The organism is Rahnella inusitata, from assembly GCF_965118895.1.
GTDB lineage: Bacteria > Pseudomonadota > Gammaproteobacteria > Enterobacterales > Enterobacteriaceae > Rahnella > Rahnella inusitata_A.
Genome location: NZ_CBCPJJ010000002.1, coordinates 267,022 through 290,955, shown reverse-complemented (window position 1 = coordinate 290,955; position 23,934 = coordinate 267,022). Strand labels below are relative to the sequence as shown.

General features: G+C 54.1%; 24 protein-coding genes. 13 read left to right on the top strand and 11 right to left on the bottom strand.

What is annotated here, in order from left to right; all coding sequences use genetic code 11:
* Nucleotides 1-124 precede the first annotated feature (124 nt).
* Genes ACMHLI_RS02930 through ACMHLI_RS02915 form a run of 4 tightly spaced genes read left to right on the top strand, consistent with a single transcriptional unit; the run spans nt 125 to nt 2,509 of the window.
* Nucleotides 125-508: an ArsC family reductase gene (locus tag ACMHLI_RS02930; RefSeq protein WP_413528178.1), complete on the top strand. Its 384-nt coding sequence runs from the start codon at nt 125-127 to the stop codon at nt 506-508.
* A 1-nt stretch (nt 509) separates the two neighbouring features.
* Nucleotides 510-1,637 carry a succinyl-diaminopimelate desuccinylase gene (gene dapE / locus ACMHLI_RS02925; protein WP_413528177.1) on the top strand — a complete coding sequence of 376 codons (1,128 nt, stop codon included), beginning with the start codon at nt 510-512 and terminating at the stop codon, nt 1,635-1,637.
* A complete protein-coding gene (locus ACMHLI_RS02920) occupies nt 1,634-2,305 on the top strand; it encodes a M15 family metallopeptidase (RefSeq protein WP_413528176.1) in 672 nt (223 codons plus the stop codon). The genes dapE and ACMHLI_RS02920 overlap by 4 nt, the downstream gene beginning before the upstream one ends.
* Before the next feature lie 18 nt (nt 2,306-2,323).
* A complete protein-coding gene (locus tag ACMHLI_RS02915; RefSeq protein WP_112168618.1) occupies nt 2,324-2,509 on the top strand; it encodes a YpfN family protein in 186 nt (61 codons plus the stop codon).
* 57 nt (nt 2,510-2,566) lie between these two features.
* Here the strand turns inward: ACMHLI_RS02915 and ypfH are convergent, their stop codons facing one another.
* The 7 genes from ypfH to dapA all read right to left on the bottom strand — a co-directional run bounded on the left by ypfH (nt 2,567) and on the right by dapA (nt 9,757).
* On the bottom strand, nt 2,567-3,205 hold the full coding sequence (ypfH, locus tag ACMHLI_RS02910; RefSeq protein WP_413528175.1) for an esterase: 639 nt from the start codon (nt 3,203-3,205) through the stop codon (nt 2,567-2,569).
* A 108-nt stretch (nt 3,206-3,313) separates the two neighbouring features.
* A complete protein-coding gene (locus tag ACMHLI_RS02905; RefSeq protein WP_413528174.1) occupies nt 3,314-5,332 on the bottom strand; it encodes a tRNA(Met) cytidine acetyltransferase TmcA in 2,019 nt (672 codons plus the stop codon).
* Nucleotide 5,333: 1 nt separating this feature from the next.
* The gene (locus ACMHLI_RS02900) at nt 5,334-5,786 is read right to left on the bottom strand and encodes a DUF441 domain-containing protein (protein WP_112168621.1); all 453 of its coding nucleotides are present in this window, start codon (nt 5,784-5,786) and stop codon (nt 5,334-5,336) included.
* 123 nt (nt 5,787-5,909) lie between these two features.
* Entirely contained in the window at nt 5,910-6,785 is an 876-nt protein-coding gene (locus tag ACMHLI_RS02895; protein ID WP_413528173.1) for a neutral zinc metallopeptidase, read from the bottom strand.
* Nucleotides 6,786-7,009: 224 nt separating this feature from the next.
* Nucleotides 7,010-7,723, bottom strand: a complete 714-nt coding sequence (purC, locus tag ACMHLI_RS02890; protein ID WP_413528172.1) for a phosphoribosylaminoimidazolesuccinocarboxamide synthase — start codon at nt 7,721-7,723, stop codon at nt 7,010-7,012.
* Nucleotides 7,724-7,779: 56 nt separating this feature from the next.
* Nucleotides 7,780-8,859, bottom strand: coding sequence for an outer membrane protein assembly factor BamC (gene bamC / locus ACMHLI_RS02885; protein ID WP_413528171.1), 1,080 nt, complete (start codon nt 8,857-8,859; stop codon nt 7,780-7,782).
* Nucleotides 8,860-8,875: 16 nt separating this feature from the next.
* Nucleotides 8,876-9,757, bottom strand: a complete 882-nt coding sequence (dapA, locus tag ACMHLI_RS02880) for a 4-hydroxy-tetrahydrodipicolinate synthase (RefSeq protein WP_413528170.1) — start codon at nt 9,755-9,757, stop codon at nt 8,876-8,878.
* Nucleotides 9,758-9,902: 145 nt separating this feature from the next.
* On the opposite strand from dapA, the gene ACMHLI_RS02875 reads away from it, so the two are divergent.
* Both ACMHLI_RS02875 and bcp read left to right on the top strand, forming a co-directional pair.
* A complete protein-coding gene (locus ACMHLI_RS02875) occupies nt 9,903-10,469 on the top strand; it encodes a glycine cleavage system transcriptional repressor (protein ID WP_413528169.1) in 567 nt (188 codons plus the stop codon).
* A gap of 25 nt (nt 10,470-10,494) precedes the next feature.
* Nucleotides 10,495-10,968 carry a thioredoxin-dependent thiol peroxidase gene (bcp, locus tag ACMHLI_RS02870; RefSeq protein WP_413528168.1) on the top strand — a complete coding sequence of 158 codons (474 nt, stop codon included), beginning with the start codon at nt 10,495-10,497 and terminating at the stop codon, nt 10,966-10,968.
* Between the two features lie 75 nt (nt 10,969-11,043).
* On the opposite strand, the gene ACMHLI_RS02865 is transcribed toward bcp, so the two are convergent.
* The gene (locus tag ACMHLI_RS02865) at nt 11,044-12,108 is read right to left on the bottom strand and encodes an AI-2E family transporter (RefSeq protein ID WP_413528167.1); all 1,065 of its coding nucleotides are present in this window, start codon (nt 12,106-12,108) and stop codon (nt 11,044-11,046) included.
* Between the two features lie 260 nt (nt 12,109-12,368).
* Here ACMHLI_RS02865 and ACMHLI_RS02860 point away from each other — a divergent pair, with 260 nt between their 5' ends.
* Both ACMHLI_RS02860 and arsC read left to right on the top strand, forming a co-directional pair.
* Nucleotides 12,369-13,904, top strand: coding sequence for a M48 family metalloprotease (locus ACMHLI_RS02860; RefSeq protein ID WP_413528166.1), 1,536 nt, complete (start codon nt 12,369-12,371; stop codon nt 13,902-13,904).
* A 25-nt stretch (nt 13,905-13,929) separates the two neighbouring features.
* Nucleotides 13,930-14,286: an arsenate reductase (glutaredoxin) gene (gene arsC / locus ACMHLI_RS02855; protein ID WP_413528165.1), complete on the top strand. Its 357-nt coding sequence runs from the start codon at nt 13,930-13,932 to the stop codon at nt 14,284-14,286.
* Nucleotides 14,287-14,334: 48 nt separating this feature from the next.
* Here arsC and hda read toward each other — a convergent pair whose 3' ends face one another.
* The 3 genes from hda to upp form a co-directional block, all read right to left on the bottom strand.
* Nucleotides 14,335-15,042: a DnaA inactivator Hda gene (hda, locus tag ACMHLI_RS02850; RefSeq protein WP_013576559.1), complete on the bottom strand. Its 708-nt coding sequence runs from the start codon at nt 15,040-15,042 to the stop codon at nt 14,335-14,337.
* A gap of 177 nt (nt 15,043-15,219) precedes the next feature.
* Nucleotides 15,220-16,512: a uracil permease gene (gene uraA, locus ACMHLI_RS02845; protein WP_413528164.1), complete on the bottom strand. Its 1,293-nt coding sequence runs from the start codon at nt 16,510-16,512 to the stop codon at nt 15,220-15,222.
* 82 nt (nt 16,513-16,594) lie between these two features.
* Nucleotides 16,595-17,221 (bottom strand): uracil phosphoribosyltransferase, encoded by a 627-nt coding sequence (gene upp, locus ACMHLI_RS02840; RefSeq protein ID WP_056771320.1) that lies wholly within the window; start codon nt 17,219-17,221, stop codon nt 16,595-16,597.
* A 232-nt stretch (nt 17,222-17,453) separates the two neighbouring features.
* Between upp and purM the strand changes: the two genes are divergently transcribed.
* The 5 genes from purM (at nt 17,454) to ppx (ending at nt 23,911) form a co-directional block, all read left to right on the top strand.
* On the top strand, nt 17,454-18,491 hold the full coding sequence (gene purM, locus ACMHLI_RS02835) for a phosphoribosylformylglycinamidine cyclo-ligase (protein WP_112168631.1): 1,038 nt from the start codon (nt 17,454-17,456) through the stop codon (nt 18,489-18,491).
* Nucleotides 18,492-18,526: 35 nt separating this feature from the next.
* The gene (gene purN / locus ACMHLI_RS02830; protein WP_413528163.1) at nt 18,527-19,165 is read left to right on the top strand and encodes a phosphoribosylglycinamide formyltransferase; all 639 of its coding nucleotides are present in this window, start codon (nt 18,527-18,529) and stop codon (nt 19,163-19,165) included.
* 221 nt (nt 19,166-19,386) lie between these two features.
* Complete coding sequence (gene speG, locus ACMHLI_RS02825) at nt 19,387-19,962, top strand: spermidine N1-acetyltransferase (protein WP_112168633.1); 576 nt, start codon at nt 19,387-19,389, stop codon at nt 19,960-19,962.
* 308 nt (nt 19,963-20,270) lie between these two features.
* Nucleotides 20,271-22,340, top strand: a complete 2,070-nt coding sequence (ppk1, locus tag ACMHLI_RS02820; RefSeq protein ID WP_112168634.1) for a polyphosphate kinase 1 — start codon at nt 20,271-20,273, stop codon at nt 22,338-22,340.
* Nucleotides 22,341-22,363: 23 nt separating this feature from the next.
* Nucleotides 22,364-23,911, top strand: coding sequence for an exopolyphosphatase (ppx, locus tag ACMHLI_RS02815; protein ID WP_413528162.1), 1,548 nt, complete (start codon nt 22,364-22,366; stop codon nt 23,909-23,911).
* Nucleotides 23,912-23,934: the final 23 nt, after the last annotated feature.

Here is a 23,934-nt window from a genome sequence, read left to right as displayed (position 1 = left end):
ATCACGATCACATTCCCGCCCCGTCTGGATCCTGCCTGCGTTTTGCCTCATTATGTGCCCTATCCTCGCGCCAGCATTCTGTGCTGGTGAAAAGTTCATAATTACTGACAGGTTACGTTTTTCTATGGCAACGACTTCAGCTTCAGCCTCATTTATTCTCTATGGCATCAAAAATTGCGATACCGTCAAAAAAGCCCGTCGCTGGCTGGAAGAAAACGCGGTCAGTTATCAGTTTCATGATTATCGTGTGGAGGGGCTGGACGACGCGCTGTTGCAAAAGCTGATCGACAAACAGGGCTGGGAAGCAATGCTGAACACCCGTGGCACCACCTGGCGCAAACTTGATGACGCCACCCGCACCGCCTGCGATAACGAAACCAGCGCCAAAGAAGTGATGCTTGAACATCCGGCCGTCATCAAACGCCCGTTTTTGCTGGCCGCCGATGGCCAGTCTCTGCTGGGATTCAAACCAGAGAGCTATCAGCAATTCCTCGCGGAGGTGAAATAACATGAGCTGCCCCGTTGTCGATCTCGCCCAACAGTTAATTCGCCGCCCGTCCCTGAGCCCGGACGACGCTGGCTGTCAGGACATCATGATTGCCCGCCTGCGCGCGGTGGGTTTTCATATCGAACTGATGCCTTTTGGCGATACCCTGAATTTTTGGGCCACGCGCGGTGAAGGTAAAACGTTGGCGTTTGCCGGCCATACCGACGTGGTGCCAACCGGCGATCATAAGCTGTGGGTTACCGGTCCGTTCGAGCCAACGTTGCGCGACGGGATGCTTTATGGTCGTGGTGCGGCGGATATGAAGGGTTCGCTGGCGGCGATGGTCGTCGCTGCCGAACGTTTCGTGGCTGCCAATCCTCATCATAAAGGCCGTCTGGCGTTTCTCATCACCTCCGACGAAGAAGCCAGCGCGGTTAACGGCACGGTAAAAGTGGTCAATGCGCTGATGGAGCGCAACGAACGTCTGGATTATTGCCTGGTCGGCGAGCCTTCAAGCACCTCACGCGTCGGCGACATCGTAAAGAATGGCCGTCGCGGCTCAATGACCGCCAATCTGCACATTCACGGGGTTCAGGGCCACGTCGCCTATCCGCATCTGGCCGATAATCCGGTGCACCGCGCGATGCCTGCACTGAACGAACTTGTGGCTACCGTCTGGGATAATGGCAATGAATTCTTCCCGCCGACCAGCATGCAAATCGCCAATATCAACGCCGGCACCGGCAGTAATAACGTCATTCCCGGCGAGCTGTACGTGCAATTTAACTTCCGCTTCAGCACCGAACTGACCGATGACATCATCAAACAGCGTGTGGCGGAGTTACTTGATCGTCACAATCTGCAATACACGCTGAACTGGGTGGTCTCCGGCCAGCCGTTCCTGACCTCGCGCGGCGAGCTGGTGGATGCGGTGGTCAACGCAGTCCGCCATTACAGTGAAATGACGCCAGAGCTGCAAACCACCGGCGGCACCTCCGACGGGCGCTTTATCGCGCTGATGGGCGCACAGGTGGTCGAACTGGGGCCGGTCAACGCCACCATCCACAAAATCAACGAGTGCGTACATGCCGCCGATCTTCAGGTGCTTAGTCGCATGTATCAGCGCATCATGGAACAGTTAGTCGCATGATCACCAACGAGATGCTGACCGGGCGCTCAACCGCGCATCTGGTCACATTGGGCGACGGGCCGCACCGTCTGCAAAAGCAGGCGGCGGAAGCGTTCGCCAGGATGCAGCAGGCAGCCCGTGAAGCCGGGTTTGATTTAAAGCCTGCCAGCACTTTTCGTGATTTTGAGCGCCAGCAGGCTATCTGGAATGGCAAATTTCGCGGCGAGCGACCAGTATTAGATAAAGACAGTCAGCCGGTGGATATCAGCGAGTATTCTGATGCCGAACGCTGCGGGCTTATCCTGCGCTGGTCGGCGCTTCCGGGCGCCAGCCGTCACCACTGGGGCAGTGATCTGGATGTGTATGATCCGCACCTGCTGCCCGAAGGAAAGACGTTACAGCTGGAGCCGTGGGAATATGAGCCAGGCGGGTATTTTTATCCACTGAACTGTTGGATGTCGGACCATATGGCGGAGTTTGGTTTTTTCCGACCGTATGCCGAAGACCGTGGCGGCGTTGCCATTGAACCCTGGCATCTGAGTTATCGCCCACTGGCCGCATTGTGCGCAGCGCAACTAACGCCGGACGTACTTATCAGTGCATGGCAAGGACAAGATTTAGCGGGCTGCGACTGGATAATCAGCGAGATCGCGACTATCTTCCCAAGATTCATCGCCCTACCTACATAACAATTTAAGGAGCACGCCATGGAGTGGATTAAAGATTACTGGTGGATCATTCTGATCATTCTGTTCGGGATGTTGATCAGCGGCATTAAAGAACTGCGACGCGTTGATGTGAAAAAGTACCTCAACGACAAACCTGAAATCCCGCCTCATCGCGATAATAATGCAGAGTGGGATAAAGACGATGACTGGCCGAAGAAGAAGTAAGGCCGGTAAAAATGAAGGCAGCCGGGATGGCTGCCTTTTTTGATGGCGATGACCAGATCACTGTGGCCGGTCGTTTTGCAAATGCGAGATGGCGGTATTGATCATCTGCGAGTCCAGCCCGTGCGCCATGCCCGCCTGAATGTTCAGGGTACAAATGCTGCCTAAAGATTTCAGTCGCTCAGCGGCAGTTTTAGACTGGAACGGGTTGATCACCGGATCCTGCTCACCGTGAATAAAGTGCACCACGGTACCTGCGGCAATCGGTTTTTCCGGCAAATTGGCGAAACGCCCGCTGAACGCGACGATGCGCGATGCCAGATGCTCTTCCACTTTGGTAGATTCCAGCGCCATGATAGTCCCCTGCGAGAAACCAATCAGCGTGGTGTGTTCCGGCGACACGCCGGTTTTCTGCTGCCAGTCACGCACAATCTGAATAAACAGCGGCATCGCGGCATCAATGCGCGGCTGACGATTTTTCTCGGTCACACCCTGCACGGAAAACCACTGGAAGCCGCGGCCAAAATCACAAATATCCGGGCTGCCGATGCTCACCACCTGCGCCTGCGGAAAGGGCACCGCGAAAAACTTGCCAATTTCGCCCATGGAAATCGGGTTATCGCCCACGCCGTGAAATAATAAAATCAGCTGTTTTGCACGCTCTTGCGGCTGCTGGACAATAATCTGTTCTGAGCTCATGGTTCTCTCCTGTTTTAGGCTAATTCCGCCACTATACGCCCCCTGCCGGACAGTGAAACCGGGATTTATTGAACGTGTCTTTCCATTTTTTGCAATGACTCCGCGCGGCTAAATCCCTTGCCTCCAGTGTTCACACGATGCGGGATCCAGTTCCGCCATCGCCTGCTGCGTCTCTTGTCGCCAGCGCTGAACGAGCGCTTTTCTCCCCGATATCCCCTCCGCCTGCACAACTTCCGCCGCATTTTTCCCTTGCTGCAGGTGCGCACGCAGCGCCGTAAGTGGCAGCTGACTGTTGATCAGCAGGCGGTTAAGCGCCGGCTGACTGCTTTCCAGCGGCCGGTGCGCGAAGGCGAAGCCGGCCAGCTCGCGCCAGTCAGCCTCAGTGAGCGCTGTCTCTGCGGCAAATGGAAGCGGCAAAGTAACGTCTATCAGCGGTGCCAGCCAGCGCCAGTCACGATGAAGCTGTTGTTCAGCCGCCTGCGCCAGCGCCTGCCCTCCCGGGCTCAGCGGTAATATCGCCATCACGGCATAACATCCGCTGCTGGCCTCTTTTTGTGTGCTGATACGCGCAAGGCGAAAACCCGCCTGCTGCCACAGCGCCGTCAGCTCATCGGTGTAACCAAAACTCACCGACATGAAATCCAAACCTTGCTCAGTTGCGCGCTGTTTTTGTTCCGCCAGCAACGCACGGGCGATGCCCTGACGCCTGAATGCCGGATGCACCGCTATACGGCTGACGCGCCGCGACCGCAATATTGCAGCCTGCACCAATCCGGCGTGGGCCGCGAGTGACTGCGCCACCAGATTGCCGCGCGGACGTCGTCTTCCAGCCCAGACGTCATGCGCAAGCGCCGGGCTCAGCGAACCTTCTTCCACCAGCCACAGCGCGCCGGTTAAGGTTTCGTCCTGTCGGGCAGCGCTGAAGGTCATGCCCGGTGCATCCAGCAAACGACGTAAATCCAGCGGCGACGTGCGGTAATGCGCACTGGTCAGCAGGCCATAGAAATCCTGTAACAGGGCGGGTTCGCTCAGCCAGTCTTCAGCATCGGGGGAGAAAATAGCAGAGGGTTCGCCTGTGTTTTTACCCTCTGTCAGAGGTTCGTCGAACAGCAATGCCTGGCTTATCAGGGGTTCGAGTAAATCCTGTTCCGACCAGCGAATGGGCGCGGTCAGCCGCAGATCGTGCCAATGCGGCAGCGAAGCGCAAAACTTCAGCAGGAATCCACGCCCGGTGCCTTCATAACCCTGCACCGTGGTAGTCAGTAATATGCGCGGAAAAGCCGCCACCAGCTCCGTCAGCATCGGGGCGGGAATAGCAGCAGCTTCATCGATAATCAGCCAGTCGGCATCATCTACCGTGGCTTCACGGCATCGCGCCAGCAGGGCATCGGGGGCGATAAACCGGGTGGATTCAGACGCATGAATGAGGATCTGACTCACAGCACCTTTGCCCGGCGCCGTTACCCGGCAGGTACCCGACCACTGTGCGGCCAGCATTCCCGCAAGACGCGACTTGCCGCGTCCGCGTGGCGCAGTCAGTACCCACACACCGGATTTGGCCTCCATCAGCCGCTGTAAAATCTGTTGCTGCTCAGGCGTCGGCTGGCCGTCGGGCGGCAGCCAGTCATGCGCAGGCGGTAAAGGGGAAAGTAAAAAAGGATGATGTTGCCTGCACAGCGCGACGTGCGGCGTGCTTTCCAGTAATGCCTGAAAACGGCGGATAAAACGCGGCGTGGGGATCGCCTGTGGTTGTTCGCTCCAGCGCAGGCTGTCGGCGTCGGGCAACTGCGACCAGCGACACCAGTCTGGCACCAGCAAAATCAGCCAGCTTCCGGCCTTAAGTGTTCCGGAAAACGCCGCCAGCGCGTCCACGTTCAACCCGGCGCGGGCATCAAAAATGCCGTGCAAAATATCCTGGCCGAGCAGCGAATGCGCCGCAGACGGTGAGCAGGCGCTCACTGCCACGGGCGGCGAATCACTGATCCACAACCAGTCTCCGGCGTTATGGCCCGAAAATTCCAGAGCCTGCGCCATGCACCAGTCCGCTTCACCGCTGAACACCAGCACCCGCCGCACGCCCTGGCGCAGCATCTGTTGTTGTAACGATGTGGCCGATACGGCAGTCATCTCAGGTTTTCCCGACCAGCATGGAGAGCAGTCCGGCGGCGATAAGCGGCCCGACCGGCACGCCTTTAAACAGCGCGACGCCAAGCACCGTGCCAACCAGCAAACCAGCGACCAGATGCGGCTGCGTACCCATCAACGTCAGCCCGCGTCCGCCGAGCCACGATACCAGCACGCCGACCAAAATGGCGGCGATGGATTTCCAGTGGAAAAATGAATGCACGACAGTGCTGGCGCTGATTTTTCCACTGGCTATCGGGGCCATCACTCCGATGGTCAGAATAATAATGCCGATGGTCAGGCCATATTTTTCAATCCACGGGAAGAAGGTATTGAGCGGCGTGATGCGCACCGTCAGCAGGAAAAACATCGCGATAGTCACTGCGCTGTTGTGGCTGATGATGCCCAGTCCGGCGAAGACCAGTAAGATCAAAAGGGTTGGATCGAGAAAAGCCATAGCGTTCCCTGCGTTTCCTGTCAGAAAGGCAGAAAGGCTCCGCAGAGCCTTTCTGTATCGGTCGTTGATTATTGAACAGTTTTTGCAGGCAGACCAGAACTGAATGGTCGCGACGCCGCGAAATCAGCGGCTGGCGAAGGTATTGCACTGATCCGGATTACCGGTATCGAAACCACGTTTGAACCAGTCATAACGCTGCTGTGACGTGCCGTGCGTAAAGCTGTCCGGCACCACGCGCCCCTGACTTTGCTGTTGCAGACGGTCATCGCCGATTGCCTGCGCAGCGTTCAGCGCTTCTTTCAGATCGCCCTCTTCAAGAACATTTTGCTCCTGCATCGAATGCCCCCAGACACCGGCGTAGCAGTCGGCCTGCAATTCCATTTTCACCGACAGCTGATTCACCACCGCCTGCGACGCCCCCTGCTGCATCTGTCGCACCTTGCGCTCAATGCCCAGCAGATTCTGCACGTGATGGCCCACTTCGTGGGCGACGACGTAACCCTGTGCAAAATCACCGCCCGCGCCCAATTTGTTCTGCAATTCCTGATAGAAAGAGAGATCGATATACACTGTGCTGTCCGCCGGGCAATAGAACGGCCCCATGACCGACTGTCCGGTGCCGCATCCGGTGCGGGTCGCGCCACGATACATCACCAGTTTCGGTTCGCGATACGTCATCCCCTGTTTCTGGAAAATCTCTTTCCACGTATCTTCCGTCGAAGCGAGGATGACGGAAGTGAATTTCGCCTGCTCATCATCTTTCGGGCTGATGGATTGGGATTGCGTCTGATGCTGTGCATTGCCGGACTGTCCGCCGTCAATCAGCGGAGAAAGGTCGATGCCGTAATACCCGGCGACCAGCACGACGATGATAATCACAATGCCGCTTTTGCCGCGCAGAGGGATGCGCATACCGCCGCCGCCCAGACCACCGCTGCTGGATCCCTGTCCGCGTCTGTCTTCTACATTGTCGCTTTCGCGACGCCCTTGCCAACGCATACTCCACCTCCAGACTGTTTTTATAAAGACTAGCCAGCGCGCGCGGTTAATACCATCCGCGCAGGGACGTAATTTTAGGTCAGAAGGAATTAAATGAAATAAAACAGGGCGAAAAAGAGAAAATTAAATTCGGGATAAAAAATCGGGTGGCGAAACTACCACCCGTTCTGGCATAAGCCCGCGACGGAAACGATTGCGCGTCCGGGCTAAAAACTAAGCGTTGCTTAGTCCAGTTTTACGCCGATACGATGAGCGACTTCTTCGTAAGCTTCGATCAGGCCACCCAGACTCTGGCGGTAGCGATCTTTATCCATCTTGTTCAGCGTCTCTTTGTCCCACAGGCGGCTGCCGTCTGGTGAGAATTCATCACCCAGCACCACTTCACCGTTGAACAGCCCGAACTCAAGCTTGAAATCAACCAGGATCAGACCGGCGTCGTCAAACAGCTTGGTCAGCACGTCGTTAGCTTTGTAGCTCAGCTCTTTCATGCGCGCCAGATGCTCTTCGTTCACCCAACCGAAAGTTTTGCAGTAAGACTCGTTGATCATCGGATCGTGCATCGCATCGTTTTTCAGGAACAGATCGAACAACGGCGGATTCAGAACCAGACCTTCTTCAATGCCCAGACGTTTTACCAGCGATCCGGCAGCACGGTTACGGATAACGCATTCAACCGGGACCATATCCAGTTTTTTCACCAGCACTTCATTGTCAGACAGCAGGCGTTCCATTTGGGTAGGAATCCCGGCTTCTTCCAGCTTAGCCATGATGAAATGGTTAAATTTATTGTTAACCATACCTTTACGGTCGAACTGCTCAATACGCTGACCATCCAGTGCTGACGTATCGTTACGGAATTCCAGCACCAGCAGGTCCGGGTTTTCAGTGGTGTAGACGGTTTTCGCCTTGCCGCGATACAACTCAGCTAACTTTTGCATCTTTACTTACTCCAGTGGAAAAAACAGATGTAAAAAGGGGCCGGAGCCCCTTGGTATTATTTTGCACTACTCTGGCTAAATGCGGCCTGCATGACCGCCACCATCGCGTCGTTCTGCGACTGGCTGAGAGCATGTCCTTTCGGATCAAGGAACTGCAAGCTACTGCGGTTGTCGAGGTCGCCAACCTGAAGTTTGTAATCACCGGAAGTGAGGCCCGGATCTTTCGCACCCAGTGTCTGCCACGCATCGTCATTCAACGGTTTGTAGGTGACGGACAATGTCCCCTGCGGACGGCTGCTGTCGGTCACTTTCATGCCGGCTTTCGCCAGTGCATTCGGTAAGCGATCCCACACGACGCCGTAGCTGGAACGCACGATAAGTACCGGCAGACCGGTATCATCCGCGCCGCTCTGCACGTCGATTTCGCCAACGCGACGGTTATCGAGACGGGCTTGCGTATCCTGCTGCACTTTATCCAGGCTAGAGGTGATGGAGTTCATCATCTGGCTGTTATAACGCTGGATTTCAGCTGATGCGGTCACCGCTTTATCCTGCTGTTTCAGTTCAAGCGTTTTCACAGTCAGCGCTAACTGGTAGCTCTGCTGTTTCACGCTAATCTGGTAACGGCCCTGATACTGGAAGTCTTCATCTGCACGATTCCAGTCGACGAAATCGGTGGTCAGCGTCTGGTTAGCGTCATCGCGGTTTGCAATTTTGTAATTATTTTGCTGAACGGCTTTCACCACGCTGTTCCACAAATCGCGGTTTTGCGCGGTGTTTTCCAGCAATACGGTACTGCTGTCACCGGAGAACTGCGTTTGTGAACCGTTCAGCAAGGCCAGTGGCTGCATTGGTGGACGGATATCGAGCTGTTTGCCCACCGCGCCCTGCATTGCGCCCTGACGGATTTCGTAAGTGCCATTCTGCACAGGCAGAATCATGCCCGCCGGCGCTTTCAGCTCGCTAAGAGCAGGGGCATCGAGGTAGGACTCATCACCGCTGACCTGACGCTTGTAGCGCTGGTCGCTGGAGCAGGCCGCCAGCAGCATAATCAGGGAAACCCCGACCACTTTGGCTACGGCTGTTTTCTGCAAACGGGTCATCTGGAAACTATTCTTGTCAAATAAAGAGGCCATCAAATCTTCCTAAGAGTTACAGCAAACCGGCGCTTTTTAATGCTTGTTCCACGACCGGACGGGCAGCATCTGTTAACGGCGTCATAGGCAGACGCAGAGTATCGGTTGCCATCAATCCCAGTGCCTTACAGGCCCATTTCACCGGGATTGGGTTTGCTTCTACAAACAAATGCTGATGCAACGGCATCAGGCGCTGATTCAGGCGACGTGCTTCGGCGAAATTGCCACTGGCCGCCAGTTCACAAAGTTGGGCCATTTCACGGGCAGCCACGTTGGCTGTGACGGAAATGACGCCTTTGCCACCAAGTTGCATAAAGTCCAGACCGCTGGCGTCATCGCCACTCAGCAGAATGAAATCTTCATCATCAACCAGCACTTGGATCTGACTAACACGACTTAAGTTCCCTGTTGCTTCTTTAACAGCAACAATATTCTTTAATTTAGCTAAACGCGCGATGGTCGGCGGCAACATATCGCAGCCGGTACGTGAAGGCACGTTGTAGAGAATTTGCGGCAGCGAGGTGTTTTCAGCGATGGCTTTGAAGTGCTGATACAGGCCTTCCTGCGTCGGACGGTTGTAATACGGTGTGACTGTCAGACAGCCCACAACACCACTCTTTTCAAAACGTTGCGTCAGAGAAATCGCTTCGGCGGTGGCATTAGCACCGGTGCCTGCGATAATAGGGATGCGCCCATCGGCCAGTTCCAGCGTTTGCATGACCACGTCACCGTGTTCGTCATGGCTAAGCGTAGCCGACTCGCCTGTCGTGCCAACGGAAACGATCGCCGCAGTACCACTGGACACATGATAATCAATCAGTTTTTTCAGACTCGCGCGATCGACAGCACCTTTGGTGTCCATCGGCGTAACCAGTGCAACAATACTTCCCGTAAACATTGACCTTCCCCTCCACAAACAGGTCACTCATGGTACTTTTGACACCACTGCAAAAGCAAGCAATCAACGTGTTGTAAGCGCTTGTCCGACGGTTTTTTTTATGTTTACCTTGGGAATACTCCCAAGCACGACAGGAACAGCCATTTTGCCGCAGCCACAACAACATTATCTGGTTATCACCGCCTTAGGTGCCGATCGCTCTGGTATCGTCAATACCATTACCCGCCAGGTCAGCAGCTGCGGCTGCAATATCGAGGATAGCCGTCTGGCGATGCTCGGTGACGAGTTCACCTTCATCATGCTGCTCTCCGGCAGCTGGAACGCCATCACGCTGATTGAATCCACCCTGCCGCAAAAAGGCGCCGAGCTGGAATTACTGATCGTGATGAAACGCACCAGCGCGCCGGTTCGCCCGCCGATGCCTGCCACCGTGTGGGTGAAAGTGGAAGTCAAAGACTCTCCGCACCTGATCGAGCGCTTTACCGATTTGTTCGACACGCACCAGATGAACATTGCAGAACTGGCCTCAAAAACCCGGCCGGCAGATGCCACCACGCCCGCGCAGCTCTCTATCCAGATGACGGCGCACAGCGCGGCGAATACCGATCCGGTAATTATTGAGCAAGCCTTTCATCAGCTATGTACAGAACTGAATGCGCAAGGCAGTATTAACGTCGTTAGTTATTCTGAGAATGAAAATAAACTGCAGTAATCGCTAAGTGATACGGAGAAAGACAATGAGCCCACTGAAAGCCGGTGATCCTGCGCCGCAATTTAGTTTACCCGATCAAGACGGTGAACAAATTAATCTGGCCGACTTCCAGGGACAGAGAGTCCTGGTCTATTTTTATCCAAAAGCTATGACCCCGGGCTGTACCGTACAGGCCTGCGGACTGCGCGATAACATGGATCAGTTGAAAAGTGAGGGTGTAGAAGTGCTGGGGATCAGCACCGATAAACCTGAAAAACTGTCGCGTTTTGCCGAGAAAGAGCTGCTGAACTTCACCTTGCTGTCCGATGAAGATCATCAGGTATGCGAGGCGTTTGGCGTCTGGGGTGAGAAATCCTTTATGGGCAAAACCTACGACGGCATTCACCGCATCAGCTTCCTGCTCGACGGTAATGGCAAGGTTGAGAAAGTGTTCAACGACTTCAAAACCACTAATCACCATGACATCGTGATGGCCTATCTGAACGAGAAATCGGCCTGATTATTCAAGCCTGATCCACGTTCATAAAAAAAAGCGCAGACGCGCTTTTTTTATTTGAGTGGGATAATGTTGGCCTCAGACCGTTTCGTTCAGCAATTCATCCGGCCAGACGTGAACGACGGCTTTGACCAGCGTCGCCAGCGGTATCGCAAAGAACACGCCCCAAAATCCCCACAGACCGCCGAACACCACCACCGACAAGATGATCACCAGCGGATGCAGGTTCACCGCTTCGGAGAACAGCAAAGGTACGATCACATTGCCATCCAGCCCCTGCACTACCAGATAGGCGACGATTAGCGTCCAGAAATCTGCGCCGAGCCCCCACTGGAACATCGCGACAATCACCACCGGAATGGTGACCAGCATCGCACCGATGTAGGGGATCAGCACCGAAATCCCTACCAGAACCGCCAGCAGCAACGAATAACGCAAATCCATCACCCAGAACACCAGATAAGTCGCAACGCCGACGATAATCATCTCAAGGACTTTGCCGCGAATATAATTGGTGACCTGTTGATTCATCTCCGCCCAGACCTGCCCTGCCAGCCCGCGATCGCGCGGCAACACGCGGCGCACAGCGTTGAGCATTTGCTCTTTGTCTTTGAGCAGGAAGAAGACCATCATCGGCACCAGAATCAGGTAAATCGCCAGCGTCAATAACCCGACCAGCGACGCGAGGGAATATTTCACCACTGATTCACCCAGCCCCGAGAGCTTGCTGCGCATATTTTCGGCCATCATGTCGATAATGCCTGCATCCACCAGCGCCGGATAACGCTTGGGCAACGTGGCGGCAAAATCGTAGAAACGGTTAAGCATGCTCGGTAAATCCGCCAGCAGATTGACGCCCTGCTGCCACGTTACCGGCGCAATAACCAGAATCCCTAACATCAGGATCCCTGCAAACAATAGCAGCACCACGCTCACTGCCAGCGTGCGTGAAAGCCCGATGTGTTGCAGGCGCACGGTCGGCCATTCCAGTAAATATGCCAGCACAATCGCTACCAGCAGCGGTGCTAAAATACCGTTCAGAAAATAGAGGATACAAAAACCGGCGACCAGGATCGCCAGCAGCGCAATGGCCTGCGGGTCGGTGAAGCGGCGACGATACCACTGTAATAACATGTCTAACATCTGAGAAGGCTCCTGAGATTTGTATTGCCTGTTGGGTTGCGCTGTTCGTTCCCTGCGCGCTCAGACACAAGTAACTATCTTTTAAATTCGTTGTCACACAACTGTAGCCAGCGGAGTGTTTTAAACTCCCACGAGGATAGCTACTATAGAGTTCAGCGCCAATAATAGCGCCAGAAAATAATGCTCACTTCGCCAGTTCATGAAATAAAAGCTCTTAAAGCTCATCGATGTGCGGTTCACTTATTGGGAAGCAAATGTTTATGGTAATGCGGTTGAAAAAAACGGTGATCGCCCTGTGTTTAGGCAGTCTGTTCACTGGTGCAATTTTCCCGGCAGGCGCTGACGACAGTTCATTCTGGTCAACGCCGGTGACCTCTTCCTCCAAAAACACCAACTCGCCTTTGGCACCGCCGGTGAGCGATCAGTTACCGGATATCGGTACCACGGCGGGCGGCACGCTGAGCATTAATCAGGAATTACAGATGGGCGATTTTTACGTCCGTCAGATGCGCGCCAGTACGCCACTGATTAACGATCCGCTGCTCAATCAGTACATCAATGAACTGGGGCAGCGTCTGGTGGCACACGCCTATTCCGTGCGCACGCCGTTCCATTTCTTCATCGTCAATAATGACGAGCTGAACGCCTTCGCCTTCTTCGGCGGTAACGTCGTTCTGCACTCGGCGTTGTTCCGTTACACCGATAACGAAAGCCAGCTGGCCTCGGTTATGGCGCATGAGATCTCCCACGTTACCCAGCGCCATCTGGCCCGTGCGATGGAAGATCAGCAACGTAATGCGCCGCTGACCTGGGTCGGCGCGCTCGGTTCGATCCTGCTGGCAATGGCCAGCCCGCAAATGGGTATGGCAGCGCTGACCGGTACGCTGGCCGGCACGCAGCAAGGGATGATCAGTTTCACGCAGGGCAACGAGCAGGAAGCCGACCGTATCGGTTTGCAAGTTCTCCAGCGCTCAGGCTTTGATCCGCAGGCAATGCCCGCGTTCCTGCAAAAACTGGCCGATCAGGCGAGTTATTCCACCCGTCCGCCGGAAATGTTGCTGACGCACCCTCTTCCCGATAGCCGTCTCGCCGACGTACGTAACCGTGCCAATCAGATGCCACACATTGTCGTACAGTCTTCGCAAAATTACCTGATGGCGAAAGTGCGTATGTTAGGAATGTACGGTTCTGAAAGTTTCCCGCTGACCGATGATTATCTGCAAAAGTTGAGCGACGGCAACGTGCGCGAACAGCTGGCGGCGAAATACGGTCAGGCGCTGCAATTTTACAAAGCGAAGAAATACGATCAGGCGCGGGCAATTCTGGAACCGCTGATGGTGCAGAATCCGGGCAATGAATGGTTGCTGGATCTCTCCACCGATAACGATCTGGAGAGCAAACGCGCACCGCAGGCCATCGCCCGTCTGGAGCAGGCCGGTGCGGCCACCAGTTCTAATCCGGTGCTTCAGCTCAATCTGGCGAATGCCTATCTCGAAGGCGCGAAGCCGGCTAACGCCAGTAAGATCCTTAACCGCTACACCTTCACCTATCCGGGCGATCCGAACGGCTGGGATCTGCTGTCGCAGGCGTCTGCCGCACAGGGTTTACGCGCACAGGAGCTGGCCGCCCGCGCGGAAAGCATGGCGCTGATCGGACGTCTGGATCAGGCTATTGAAATGCTGAGTAACGCCAGCGCATTGCAGAAATTAGGCAGTCTGGAACAGGCCCGCTACGACGCGCGTATCGACCAGCTTCGTCAGCTACAGGGCCGTTTCCGTCAGTATCAGAAAGGCTGATTTTGAATCTTTAAGGGAGAACGTTATGGCAAATGATGTCGCGATTTATCACAATCCGCGCTGCTCCAAGAGCCGCGAAACGCTGAAATTGCTGGAAGACGCCGGGATCGAACCGCAGGTGATTTTGTATCTGGAAGCGCCGCCGACGGTTGCCACGTTGCAGGATTTACTGAAAAAGCTGGGGTTCAGCTCTGCGCGCCAGCTGATGCGTAAAGGCGAAGAGATTTATAAGGAACTCGGCCTGGCCGATAAAAGTCTGAGCGAAGCGCAGCAGTTGCAGGCAATGGCGGAAAATCCGAAGCTGATTGAACGCCCGATCGTGCTGGCCAACGGCAAAGCCCGTTTAGGGCGCCCGCCGGAACAGGTGAAAGAAATTTTGTAACTCCGCTCGTCCGTTCGGGTTCGTGATGCGAACCCGGACATCCTGCGATCACAACCCCAGAATTTCCTTCACGAACGGGATCGTCAGTTTACGCTGCGCGGTGATAGAAGCACGGTCGAGCTGATCGAGCGTCATAAACAGCGTGCGCATTTCGCGATCCAGACGTTTGAGCAGGAAACGCCCCACGTCTTCCGGCAGTTCAAATCCGCGCAGTTTCGCACGCAGCTGCAAAGCCTGAAGTTTCTCTTCGTCGGAAAGCGGCTGAAGTTTGTAGATTTGTCCCCAGTCGAGACGTGACGCCAGATCCGGCAGGCTGAGATTCAGCTGACGCGGTGGACGATCACCGGTAATAAACAGACGCGTGCGGCCAGTTTCAAGAATGCGGTTATACAGATGGAAAACCGCGGCTTCCCATTCGTCATCGCCGGCGATCCCTTCGATATTATCGATACAGACCAGTGCAAGATGCTCCATGCCGTCCAATACTTCAGGCACAAAATAGGCGCGTTTGTCTAAAGGTACGTAACCCACGGCTTCGCCGCGCTGGGATAATTCTGCGCAGGCTGCGTGAAGAAGATGGCTGCGGCCGCCGCCTTCGCGTGACCAGAAATAAATATAAGTGCCGTGTTCCTGATGCAATGCGCTCTGAATCGCAGAAAGCAGAGAGGGATTCTCACCCGGATAAAAACTGGCAAAGGTTTCATCATCGGGAAGATAAAGTGGCAGGGAAAGCTGTGCCGGCGTATTCAGAAGCACCTCAACCGAAGCGGTATTAAGACCGCAGATGTTGTCATGTCAATAAAAAGGAACGACAGAATTCTAGCAAGGATCCGCAGCAAATTGAACTGTGCCGAGTGCAACCGCTTGTGATCCGAGCACCTGACCGGAAAGCACTGCGCCCGCCGGTCAGGTGTTTTGGCTGAAATTCACCGATCAGACTGGCGGATTTTCCCGCTCGTCTTCAATATCAATGATCTTTTCTTCACCGCGGAAGATCTCAATCACTTTAAACAGCAGGCTGAGGAAGATGCCGACGATCGTCGCCAGCGCCATGCCCTTAAGCTCCGCCGCGCCGATGTGGATCTTGGCACCGCTGACGCCGATGATCAGGATAACCGCCGTCAGGATCAGATTCTGCGCTTTGTTGTAATCGACTTTCGATTCAATCAGCACGCGGATACCGGATGCGCCGATCACGCCGTACAACAGCAAGGAGACACCGCCCATCACCGGCACCGGCACAGCCTGGATAGCCGCCGCTAATTTTCCGATGCACGACAGCAGGATCGCCAGAATCGCCGCACCGCCAATCACCCAGGTGCTGTAAACCTTGGTGATGGCCATCACGCCGATATTTTCGCCGTAAGTGGTGTTCGGCGTGGAGCCGAAGAAACCAGACAGTACGGTGGACAGGCCGTTTGCCAGCATCGAACGGTGCAGGCCCGGATCGCGCAGCAGATCTTTTTTGACGATGTTTGCCGTCACCACCAGATGCCCGACGTGTTCAGCAATGACCACCAGCGCGGCAGGCAGAATGGTCAAAATCGCCACCCACTCAAAGCGCGGGGTGTAGAACGTTGGCAGCGCAAACCAGTGCGCATTCGCGATGGCAGACACATCGACCACGCCCATAAAGAACGACAGCGCGTACCCGACTAATACACCGATGAGGATCGGAATGATCGCCAGGAAACCGCGGAACAACACTGAACCCAGAATGGTCACCGACAACGTGACGACGGAAATGGTAACCGCCGTAGAATCCACCGGTGCGCCATCGGCTGGCAGCAGGCCGGCCATATTCGCCGCCACGCCCGCCAGCTCCAGCCCGATGACGGCAACGATTGCGCCCATCGCCGCCGGCGGGAACATCACGTTGATCCAGCCGATACCGGCCTTCTTGACGATCAGCGCCACCAGACAGAACAACAGCCCGCAGGCGATAAATCCGCCCAGCGCCACTTCATAACCCATCGGCAGCAGTAACAGCACCGGTGAGATAAACGCAAAACTGGAGCCGAGATAAGCCGGTATCTTCCCTTTACACACAAATAAGTACAGCAAAGTCCCTATGCCATTGAACAGCAGCACCGTTGCCGGATTGATTTTGAACAGAATGGGGACCAGAACGGTGGCACCAAACATGGCAAACAGATGCTGGAAACTCAGGGGGATTGTCTGCAGCAAAGGCGGACGTTCGCTTACCCCAATGACACGACGGGTCATGGATTGATCCTCTGTGAAATGATGTTGTCTTTGACGAGTAAAAAAAAATCAAAAAAAAGCCGACTTCTCAGTCGGCTATTGCTTATTTCGTACCAAATATCTTATCGCCCGCATCACCGAGTCCCGGGATGATGTAGCCTTTTTCGTTCAGCCCCTGATCGATGGAGGCGGTGTACAGCTCAACGTCCGGGTGCGCGGCTTCCAGCGCGGCAATCCCTTCCGGTGCAGCCACCAGCACCAGCACTTTAATGCTCTGGCAACCGGCTTTTTTCAGCAGGTCGATGGTCGCGATCATTGAACCACCGGTCGCCAGCATCGGGTCAACCACCAATGCCAGACGTTCTTCGATATTAGAAACCAGCTTCTGGAAATAGGGTACAGGTTTCAGGGTTTCTTCATCACGGTACACGCCCACCACGCTGATACGCGCGCTCGGTACGTGCTCCAGAACACCCTCCATCATGCCCAGACCGGCACGCAGGATAGGGACAACGGTAATTTTCTTACCCTTGATCTGATCGATTTCAACCGGACCGTTCCAGCCTTCGATGGTGACTTTCTCAGTTTCTAAATCGGCAGTCGCTTCATACGTCAGCAGACTTCCCACCTCAGAAGCCAGTTCGCGAAAACGTTTCGTGCTGATGTCGTTCTCACGCATCAGGCCCAGCTTGTGTTTCACCAGCGGGTGTTTCACCTCGACGATCTTCATTGTTTATTCTCCTAAGGTGGTTGAGCTGCAAAAAAAAATCGCGAGATTATAACGCCATTTTTTTTCAATGCTACAGCCAATTGCCTGATCTGGATCATCAGGAACCCGGATAGAGTATAGACAGCCCAAAAAGCGTCATCGCATAAGGCGCTCGCAAACGTTTGCCTGCGCTGTTAGAATTGCCCCGCTTTATTCTTCAACCACCAACCCAAACCGCCGTGGGGACTTCGCAGTGACCGACAAAACCTCTCTCAGCTATAAAGACGCAGGCGTAGATATCGATGCCGGTAACGCATTGGTAGATCGCATTAAAGGTGTAGTAAAACAGACTCGCCGCCCTGAAGTAATGGGTGGACTGGGCGGTTTTGGTGCCCTCTGCGCATTGCCGCAAAAATACCGTGAACCCGTACTGGTTTCGGGCACCGACGGCGTTGGCACCAAGCTGCGTCTGGCGATGGATTTGAAACGCCACGATACTATTGGTATCGATCTGGTCGCGATGTGCGTCAACGATTTGATCGTTCAGGGTGCTGAACCGCTGTTCTTCCTCGATTACTACGCCACCGGCAAACTGGACGTCGATATCGCCGCCAGCGTGATAACCGGTATCGCCGAAGGCTGCAAGCAGTCTGGCTGTGCGTTAGTCGGGGGTGAGACCGCTGAAATGCCGGGTATGTATCACGGCGAAGATTATGACGTGGCAGGTTTCTGCGTCGGCGTGGTGGAAAAATCAGAAATTATCGACGGCAGTAAAGTTGCTGACGGCGACGTGCTGATCGGTCTTGCCGCCAGTGGCCCGCATTCCAACGGCTACTCTCTGGTGCGCAAAATTCTCGAAGTCAGCAACACTAATCCGGAAACCACCGATCTGGCAGGCAAACCGCTTGCCGATCACCTGCTGGCACCGACCAAGATTTACGTGAAATCGATCCTGAACCTTATCGAAAACGTTGATGTTCACGGCATCGTACATCTGACCGGTGGCGGCTTCTGGGAAAATATCCCACGCGTTCTGCCGGACAACACCCAGGTCATCATCAACGAATCCAGCTGGCAGTGGCCGGATGTATTCACCTGGTTGCAGACCACCGGTAACGTCAGCCGTCACGAAATGTACCGCACCTTTAACTGTGGCGTGGGCATGGTCGTGGCACTTCCGGCAGAACTCGCCGATCAGGCGATTGCTTTACTCAATGACAATGGCGAGAAAGCGTGGAAAATTGGCTATGTTAAAGCCTCTGACTCCGCTGAACGCGTGGTAATTGAGTAATCCGGTAAATCAACTGACTGAAGACAGGTAGCGATATGAAAAGGATTGTGGTTCTGGTATCAGGCGAAGGCAGTAATCTTCAGGCCCTGATTGATGCCTGCCAGCAGGGACGAATTAACGCAGAAATCACCGCTGTCTTCAGCAACAAATCCGCCGCTTACGGTCTGGAACGTGCACGACTGGCAAACATTGCAGCGCATGCGCTGGATGTCAAAGCTTACGAAGACCGCGCGGCGTTTGACGTCGCACTGGCCGACGCTATCGATGAGTACCAGCCGGACCTGGTCGTGCTGGCGGGGTACATGCGTATCCTGACTGCCGACTTCGTTCAGCGCTTTGCCGGACGCATGATCAACATCCACCCTTCCCTGTTGCCGAAATATCCGGGTTTACACACTCACCGTCAGGCGATTGAAAATCAGGATACGGAACACGGGACCTCGGTGCATTTTGTGACGGAGCAGCTCGATGGCGGCCCGGTGATTTTGCAGGCCAAAGTGCCGGTATTTAGCGATGACAGCGAAGATGATTTGGTGGCCCGCGTACAAACGCAGGAGCACAATATCTATCCGCTGGTGGTCAGCTGGTTCGTTGAAGGCCGTTTATCCCTGAAAAACGATCGGGCATTGCTGGATAACAATCCACTCCCTGTTCAGGGTTACGCAGCGGATTAATCTGCTTAAGCACGATGATTTCACTATAAACCGGCTTCGTGCCGGTTTTTTATTTCCTGTCATTTGACACTTGTTTACAGTTCAGCCGATATAATGGCGTTCCCGGCGCACGTTTAAACGTCGTTTGTGCGCCGACCTTCATCTGGAACACGGTTGTTTCAGATTTCATTTCCAAGAAGGTTACCTCAGGTAAAACGGCTTTATTTTTTGAGGAACACCCCATGTTTAGCAATAACAGCGTCAGATTACGTCCCCTGGAAAAGGATGACCTGTCGTTTGTTCACCGTCTTGATAATAACGCCAGCATCATGCGTTATTGGTTTGAAGAGCCTTACGAGGCATTCGTCGAACTGACCGATCTGTATAACAAACATATCCATGACCAAAGCGAACGCCGCTTTATTATCGAATTCCAGGGCGGGCCGGTCGGCCTTGTCGAACTGGTGGAAATTAATCATATTCACCGCCGTGCAGAATTCCAGATAATCATTGACCCGCAACATCAGGGCAAAGGATTTGCAGGCGACGCCGTGCGCCTGGCGATGGATTATGCCTTCTCGGTGCTTAACCTCTACAAACTGTATTTAATCGTCGATAAAGAAAATAAAAAGGCGATCCACATCTACAGTAAATTAGGGTTTGAGCTGGAAGGCGAACTGAAACAGGAATTCTTTGTGAACGGCGAATATCGCAGCGCCATCCGCATGTGTATTTTCCAGCCGCAGTTCCTGGCAAAATACAAAACCAAACCGGTACAGATCAAACCAGAAGCGGTGATTGGTGCCAGCGCGGTCTGATTTGATATATACAGTCCGGGTCAATTTTCTGCTGGTGAAGGGCGTAAATGTCCTTCACCGGTAAGACTTTTCCTGCGTTTTCCCCTCTTTTATTTCATCTGATAAATCTCTCCCTGTTATGTTGGACTTTCCTGTCAATCTTTCGCAATATTGTTAGTAGACACTAGGCCCCTCACACAGAAAGCTTCCTGTTACGCTGACCGTTGGAAAAGCGAACAGCACGAAGATGATGGTGAGCTAAATTGCGGTGTTTTCAGGCGAATTTCGCCTGTATGGGCCAGGTTGCACGCTAAACGAACGGAGTGAAAATGGGTCAGGAAAAGCTTTATATCGAGAAAGAACTAAGCTGGCTGTCCTTCAATGAACGCGTTTTGCAGGAAGCAGCGGACAAAAGTAATCCCCTGATCGAACGGATGCGGTTTTTAGGCATTTATTCCAATAACCTTGATGAGTTTTATAAAGTCCGCTTTGCCGATTTAAAACGACGGATCCTCATCAGTGAAGAGCAGGGTTTTCTCGGCGCATCGCGGCATTTGCTGAAAAAGATTCAGGCGAAAGTCCTGAGGATCGATCAGGAATTCGACAGCCTCTATAACGACCTGTTACTGGAGATGGCACGTAATCAGATCTTCCTGATTAACGAGCGTCAGGTGTCGGAAAATCAGCAGCTCTGGCTGCGTCAGTATTTCAAACATCACCTGCGTCAGCACATCACGCCTATCCTCATCAATCACGACACCAATCTGGTGCAGTTTCTTAAAGACGATTACACCTATCTGGCGGTCGAAATTATTCGCGGCGATGAGATCCATTACGCGCTGCTGGAAATTCCGTCAGACAAAGTACCGCGCTTTGTGAATTTGCCGCCGGAAGCGCCGCGTCGTCGCAAGCCGATGATCCTGCTTGATAACATCCTGCGTTATTGCCTCGACGACATTTTCAAAGGCTTCTTTGATTACGACACGCTGAACGCCTATTCGATGAAAATGACCCGTGATGCCGAATACGATCTGGTTACGGAAATGGAATCGAGCCTGCTGGAGCTGATGTCTTCAAGCCTGAAACAGCGACTGACCGCGGAGCCGGTGCGTTTTGTTTATCAGCGCGATATGCCTAATGAAATGGTGGAATTACTGCGCGGCAAGCTCGGGATCTCCAATTACGATTCGGTGATAGCCGGTGGCCGTTACCACAATTTCAAAGACTTCATCGGCTTCCCGAACGTCGGTAAAGCCAATCTGGTGAACCGTCCGCTGCCAAGACTGCGCCATCTGTGGTTCGATAAATTCCGCAACGGCTTCGCTGCCATCCGCGAGCAGGACGTGTTGCTGTATTATCCGTATCACACCTTCGAGCATGTGCTGGAGCTGCTGCGTCAGGCATCGTTCGATCCGAACGTGCTGTCGATCAAAATCAATATTTACCGTGTCGCCAAAGACTCGCGGATTATCGAATCGATGATCCATGCGGCGCACAACGGCAAGAAAGTGACCGTAGTGGTCGAATTGCAGGCGCGTTTCGACGAAGAGGCGAATATTCACTGGGCGAAACGTCTGACAGAAGCCGGTGTACACGTTATTTTCTCTGCGCCTGGCCTGAAAATTCACGCCAAACTCTTTCTTATTTCCCGCCGCGAAGGCGACGAAATTGTCCGCTATGCTCATATTGGGACCGGAAACTTTAACGAAAAAACCGCCCGTCTTTATACCGACTATTCGTTGCTTACGGCTGATGCGCGCATCACCAACGAAGTCCGCAGGGTGTTTAACTTCATCGAGAACCCTTACCGCCCGGTTTCATTCGAGCATCTGATGGTGTCGCCGCAAAACTCGCGCGACATGCTTTACCGTCTGATAGACCGTGAAATCGCTAACGTTCAGGCCGGTGGAACCGGTGGTATTACGCTGAAAATCAACAACCTGGTGGATAAAGGACTGATTGACCGTCTCTACGTGGCGTCAAACGTGGGGGTAAAAATCCGTCTGCTGATCCGCGGTATGTGTTCACTGGTGCCCAATTTACCGGGGTTTAGCGAAAACATTCAGGTTACCAGCATCATCGACCGTTATCTCGAGCATGACCGCGTTTACGTGTTCGAAAACGGCGGCGATGCCAAAGTCTTCCTGTCGTCCGCCGACTGGATGACGCGCAATATCGATTACCGTATCGAAGTGGCGGTGGCGCTGCTCGATCCGCGTCTCAAACAGCGCGTGCTGGACATTCTGGAGTTGCTGTTTAATGACACAGTCAAAGCCAGAGTGATTGATAAAGAACTGAGCAACCGGTATGTTCCACGCGGAAATCGCCGCAAAGTCCGTGCGCAACTGGCGATTTACGAGTATTTGAAAGATCTGGAACAACAGAGTCAGCAAGCCTGAACCCCCTGGAGCGTTACACGATTATGCCCCTTAAAAACAGCTCATTGAGTGCCAAGCCACAGGAAATTGCGGCGATCGATCTCGGGTCGAACAGTTTCCACATGGTGATTGCGCGCGTCGTCAACGGCGCCTTGCAGGTGTTAGGCCGCCTGAAACAGCGCGTTCATCTGGCTGACGGCCTCGACAGTAAAAATGTGCTCAGTGAAGAAGCCATTCAACGCGGGCTGGATTGCCTGGCTTTGTTTGCCGAACGCCTGCAGGGCTTTCCGGATAACAACGTCACTATCGTCGGGACGCATACTCTGCGTCAGGCGGTGAATGCTGAGGAATTCCTCAAGCGCGCCGCAGAAGTCATCCCCTACCCGATCGAAATCATCTCCGGTCAGGAAGAAGCACGTCTGATTTTCATGGGCGTGGAACACACGCAACCAGAAAAAGGCCGCAAACTGGTCGTTGATATCGGGGGCGGATCCACAGAGCTGGTTATCGGCGAAGACTTCGAGCCGTTGCTTGCCGAAAGCCGCCGCATGGGCTGCGTCAGCTTTGCGCAGATGTTTTTCCCGAACGGGGAAATCACCCGCAGCAATTTCAAACGTGCGCAGCTCGCCGCCGCACAAAAGCTGGAAACGCTGGCGTGGCAGTATCGTCTGCAAGGCTGGCAATATGCGCTCGGTGCGTCCGGCAGCATCAAAGCCGCCCATGAAGTGCTGGTGGAAATGGGCGAGAAAGATGGCCTCATCACGCCGGAACGCCTGGAAATGCTCACCGAAGCGGTGCTGGATTTTAAGAGTTTCGATGCGCTGGATTTACCGGGGCTGTCGGAAGATCGTCAGTCGGTATTCGTGCCGGGCCTGGCTATTTTGCGTGGCGTGTTTGATGCGCTGGCGGTTAAAGAACTCCGCCTTTCCGATGGTGCGCTGCGCGAAGGCGTGCTGTACGAAATGGAGGGCCGCTTCCGTCATCAGGATATCCGTACCCGTACCGCGAAAAGTCTGGCCGAGCATTACAATATCGACCGGGAACAGGCGCGCCGCGTGCTGGAAACCACCGAGCAGCTCTACAGCCAGTGGCTGGCGCAAAACACCAAGCTGGTTCAGCCACAGCTGGAGTCGCTGCTAAAATTCAGCGCCATGTTGCATGAAGTGGGCCTGAGCATTAACCACACCGGTATGCACCGCCACTCTTCTTACATCCTGCAAAACACCAATCTGCCGGGGTTTAATCAGGAACAACAAACGTTGCTGGCAACACTCGTGCGTTTCCATCGCAAAGCGATCAAGCTGGAAGAACTGCCGCGCCTCAACCTGTTCAAGAAGAAGCATTATATTCCTCTGATCCAGTTATTGCGCCTCGGTGCCCTGCTCAATAACCAGCGTCAGTCCACCACCACACCGGAGTCACTGCGGTTGTCGACGGATGACAATCACTGGACGCTACGCTTCCCCGCGGGATATCTGGCGCAGAATAACCTGGTTCAGCTCGATTTTGAGCGCGAACAAAGTTACTGGGATGACGTGACCGGCTGGAAACTGATGCTGGAAGAAGAAGACGGTGAAGCTAAAGAAAGTTAAGCGGTTTTGCGTCACGCCATGAC

Bases quoted from the DNA above. Each gene is read 5' to 3' on its own strand.
- ACMHLI_RS02860 (WP_413528166.1), top strand. From the start codon at position 12,369: ATGGTAATGCGGTTGAAAAAAACGGTGATCGCCCTGTGTTTAGGCAGT.
- ypfH (WP_413528175.1), bottom strand. From the start codon at position 3,205: ATGAGCTCAGAACAGATTATTGTCCAGCAGCCGCAAGAGCGTGCAAAA.
- ACMHLI_RS02900 (WP_112168621.1), bottom strand. From the start codon at position 5,786: ATGGCTTTTCTCGATCCAACCCTTTTGATCTTACTGGTCTTCGCCGGA.
- ACMHLI_RS02895 (WP_413528173.1), bottom strand. From the start codon at position 6,785: ATGCGTTGGCAAGGGCGTCGCGAAAGCGACAATGTAGAAGACAGACGC.
- ACMHLI_RS02920 (WP_413528176.1), top strand. From the start codon at position 1,634: ATGATCACCAACGAGATGCTGACCGGGCGCTCAACCGCGCATCTGGTC.
- arsC (WP_413528165.1), top strand. From the start codon at position 13,930: ATGGCAAATGATGTCGCGATTTATCACAATCCGCGCTGCTCCAAGAGC.
- ppk1 (WP_112168634.1), top strand. From the start codon at position 20,271: ATGGGTCAGGAAAAGCTTTATATCGAGAAAGAACTAAGCTGGCTGTCC.
- ppx (WP_413528162.1), top strand. From the start codon at position 22,364: ATGCCCCTTAAAAACAGCTCATTGAGTGCCAAGCCACAGGAAATTGCG.
- purN (WP_413528163.1), top strand. From the start codon at position 18,527: ATGAAAAGGATTGTGGTTCTGGTATCAGGCGAAGGCAGTAATCTTCAG.
- dapE (WP_413528177.1), top strand. From the start codon at position 510: ATGAGCTGCCCCGTTGTCGATCTCGCCCAACAGTTAATTCGCCGCCCG.
- purC (WP_413528172.1), bottom strand. From the start codon at position 7,723: ATGCAAAAGTTAGCTGAGTTGTATCGCGGCAAGGCGAAAACCGTCTAC.
- bamC (WP_413528171.1), bottom strand. From the start codon at position 8,859: ATGGCCTCTTTATTTGACAAGAATAGTTTCCAGATGACCCGTTTGCAG.
- uraA (WP_413528164.1), bottom strand. From the start codon at position 16,512: ATGACCCGTCGTGTCATTGGGGTAAGCGAACGTCCGCCTTTGCTGCAG.
- ACMHLI_RS02905 (WP_413528174.1), bottom strand. From the start codon at position 5,332: ATGACTGCCGTATCGGCCACATCGTTACAACAACAGATGCTGCGCCAG.
- speG (WP_112168633.1), top strand. From the start codon at position 19,387: ATGTTTAGCAATAACAGCGTCAGATTACGTCCCCTGGAAAAGGATGAC.
- ACMHLI_RS02865 (WP_413528167.1), bottom strand. From the start codon at position 12,108: ATGTTAGACATGTTATTACAGTGGTATCGTCGCCGCTTCACCGACCCG.
- bcp (WP_413528168.1), top strand. From the start codon at position 10,495: ATGAGCCCACTGAAAGCCGGTGATCCTGCGCCGCAATTTAGTTTACCC.
- upp (WP_056771320.1), bottom strand. From the start codon at position 17,221: ATGAAGATCGTCGAGGTGAAACACCCGCTGGTGAAACACAAGCTGGGC.
- ACMHLI_RS02930 (WP_413528178.1), top strand. From the start codon at position 125: ATGGCAACGACTTCAGCTTCAGCCTCATTTATTCTCTATGGCATCAAA.
- dapA (WP_413528170.1), bottom strand. From the start codon at position 9,757: ATGTTTACGGGAAGTATTGTTGCACTGGTTACGCCGATGGACACCAAA.
- ACMHLI_RS02915 (WP_112168618.1), top strand. From the start codon at position 2,324: ATGGAGTGGATTAAAGATTACTGGTGGATCATTCTGATCATTCTGTTC.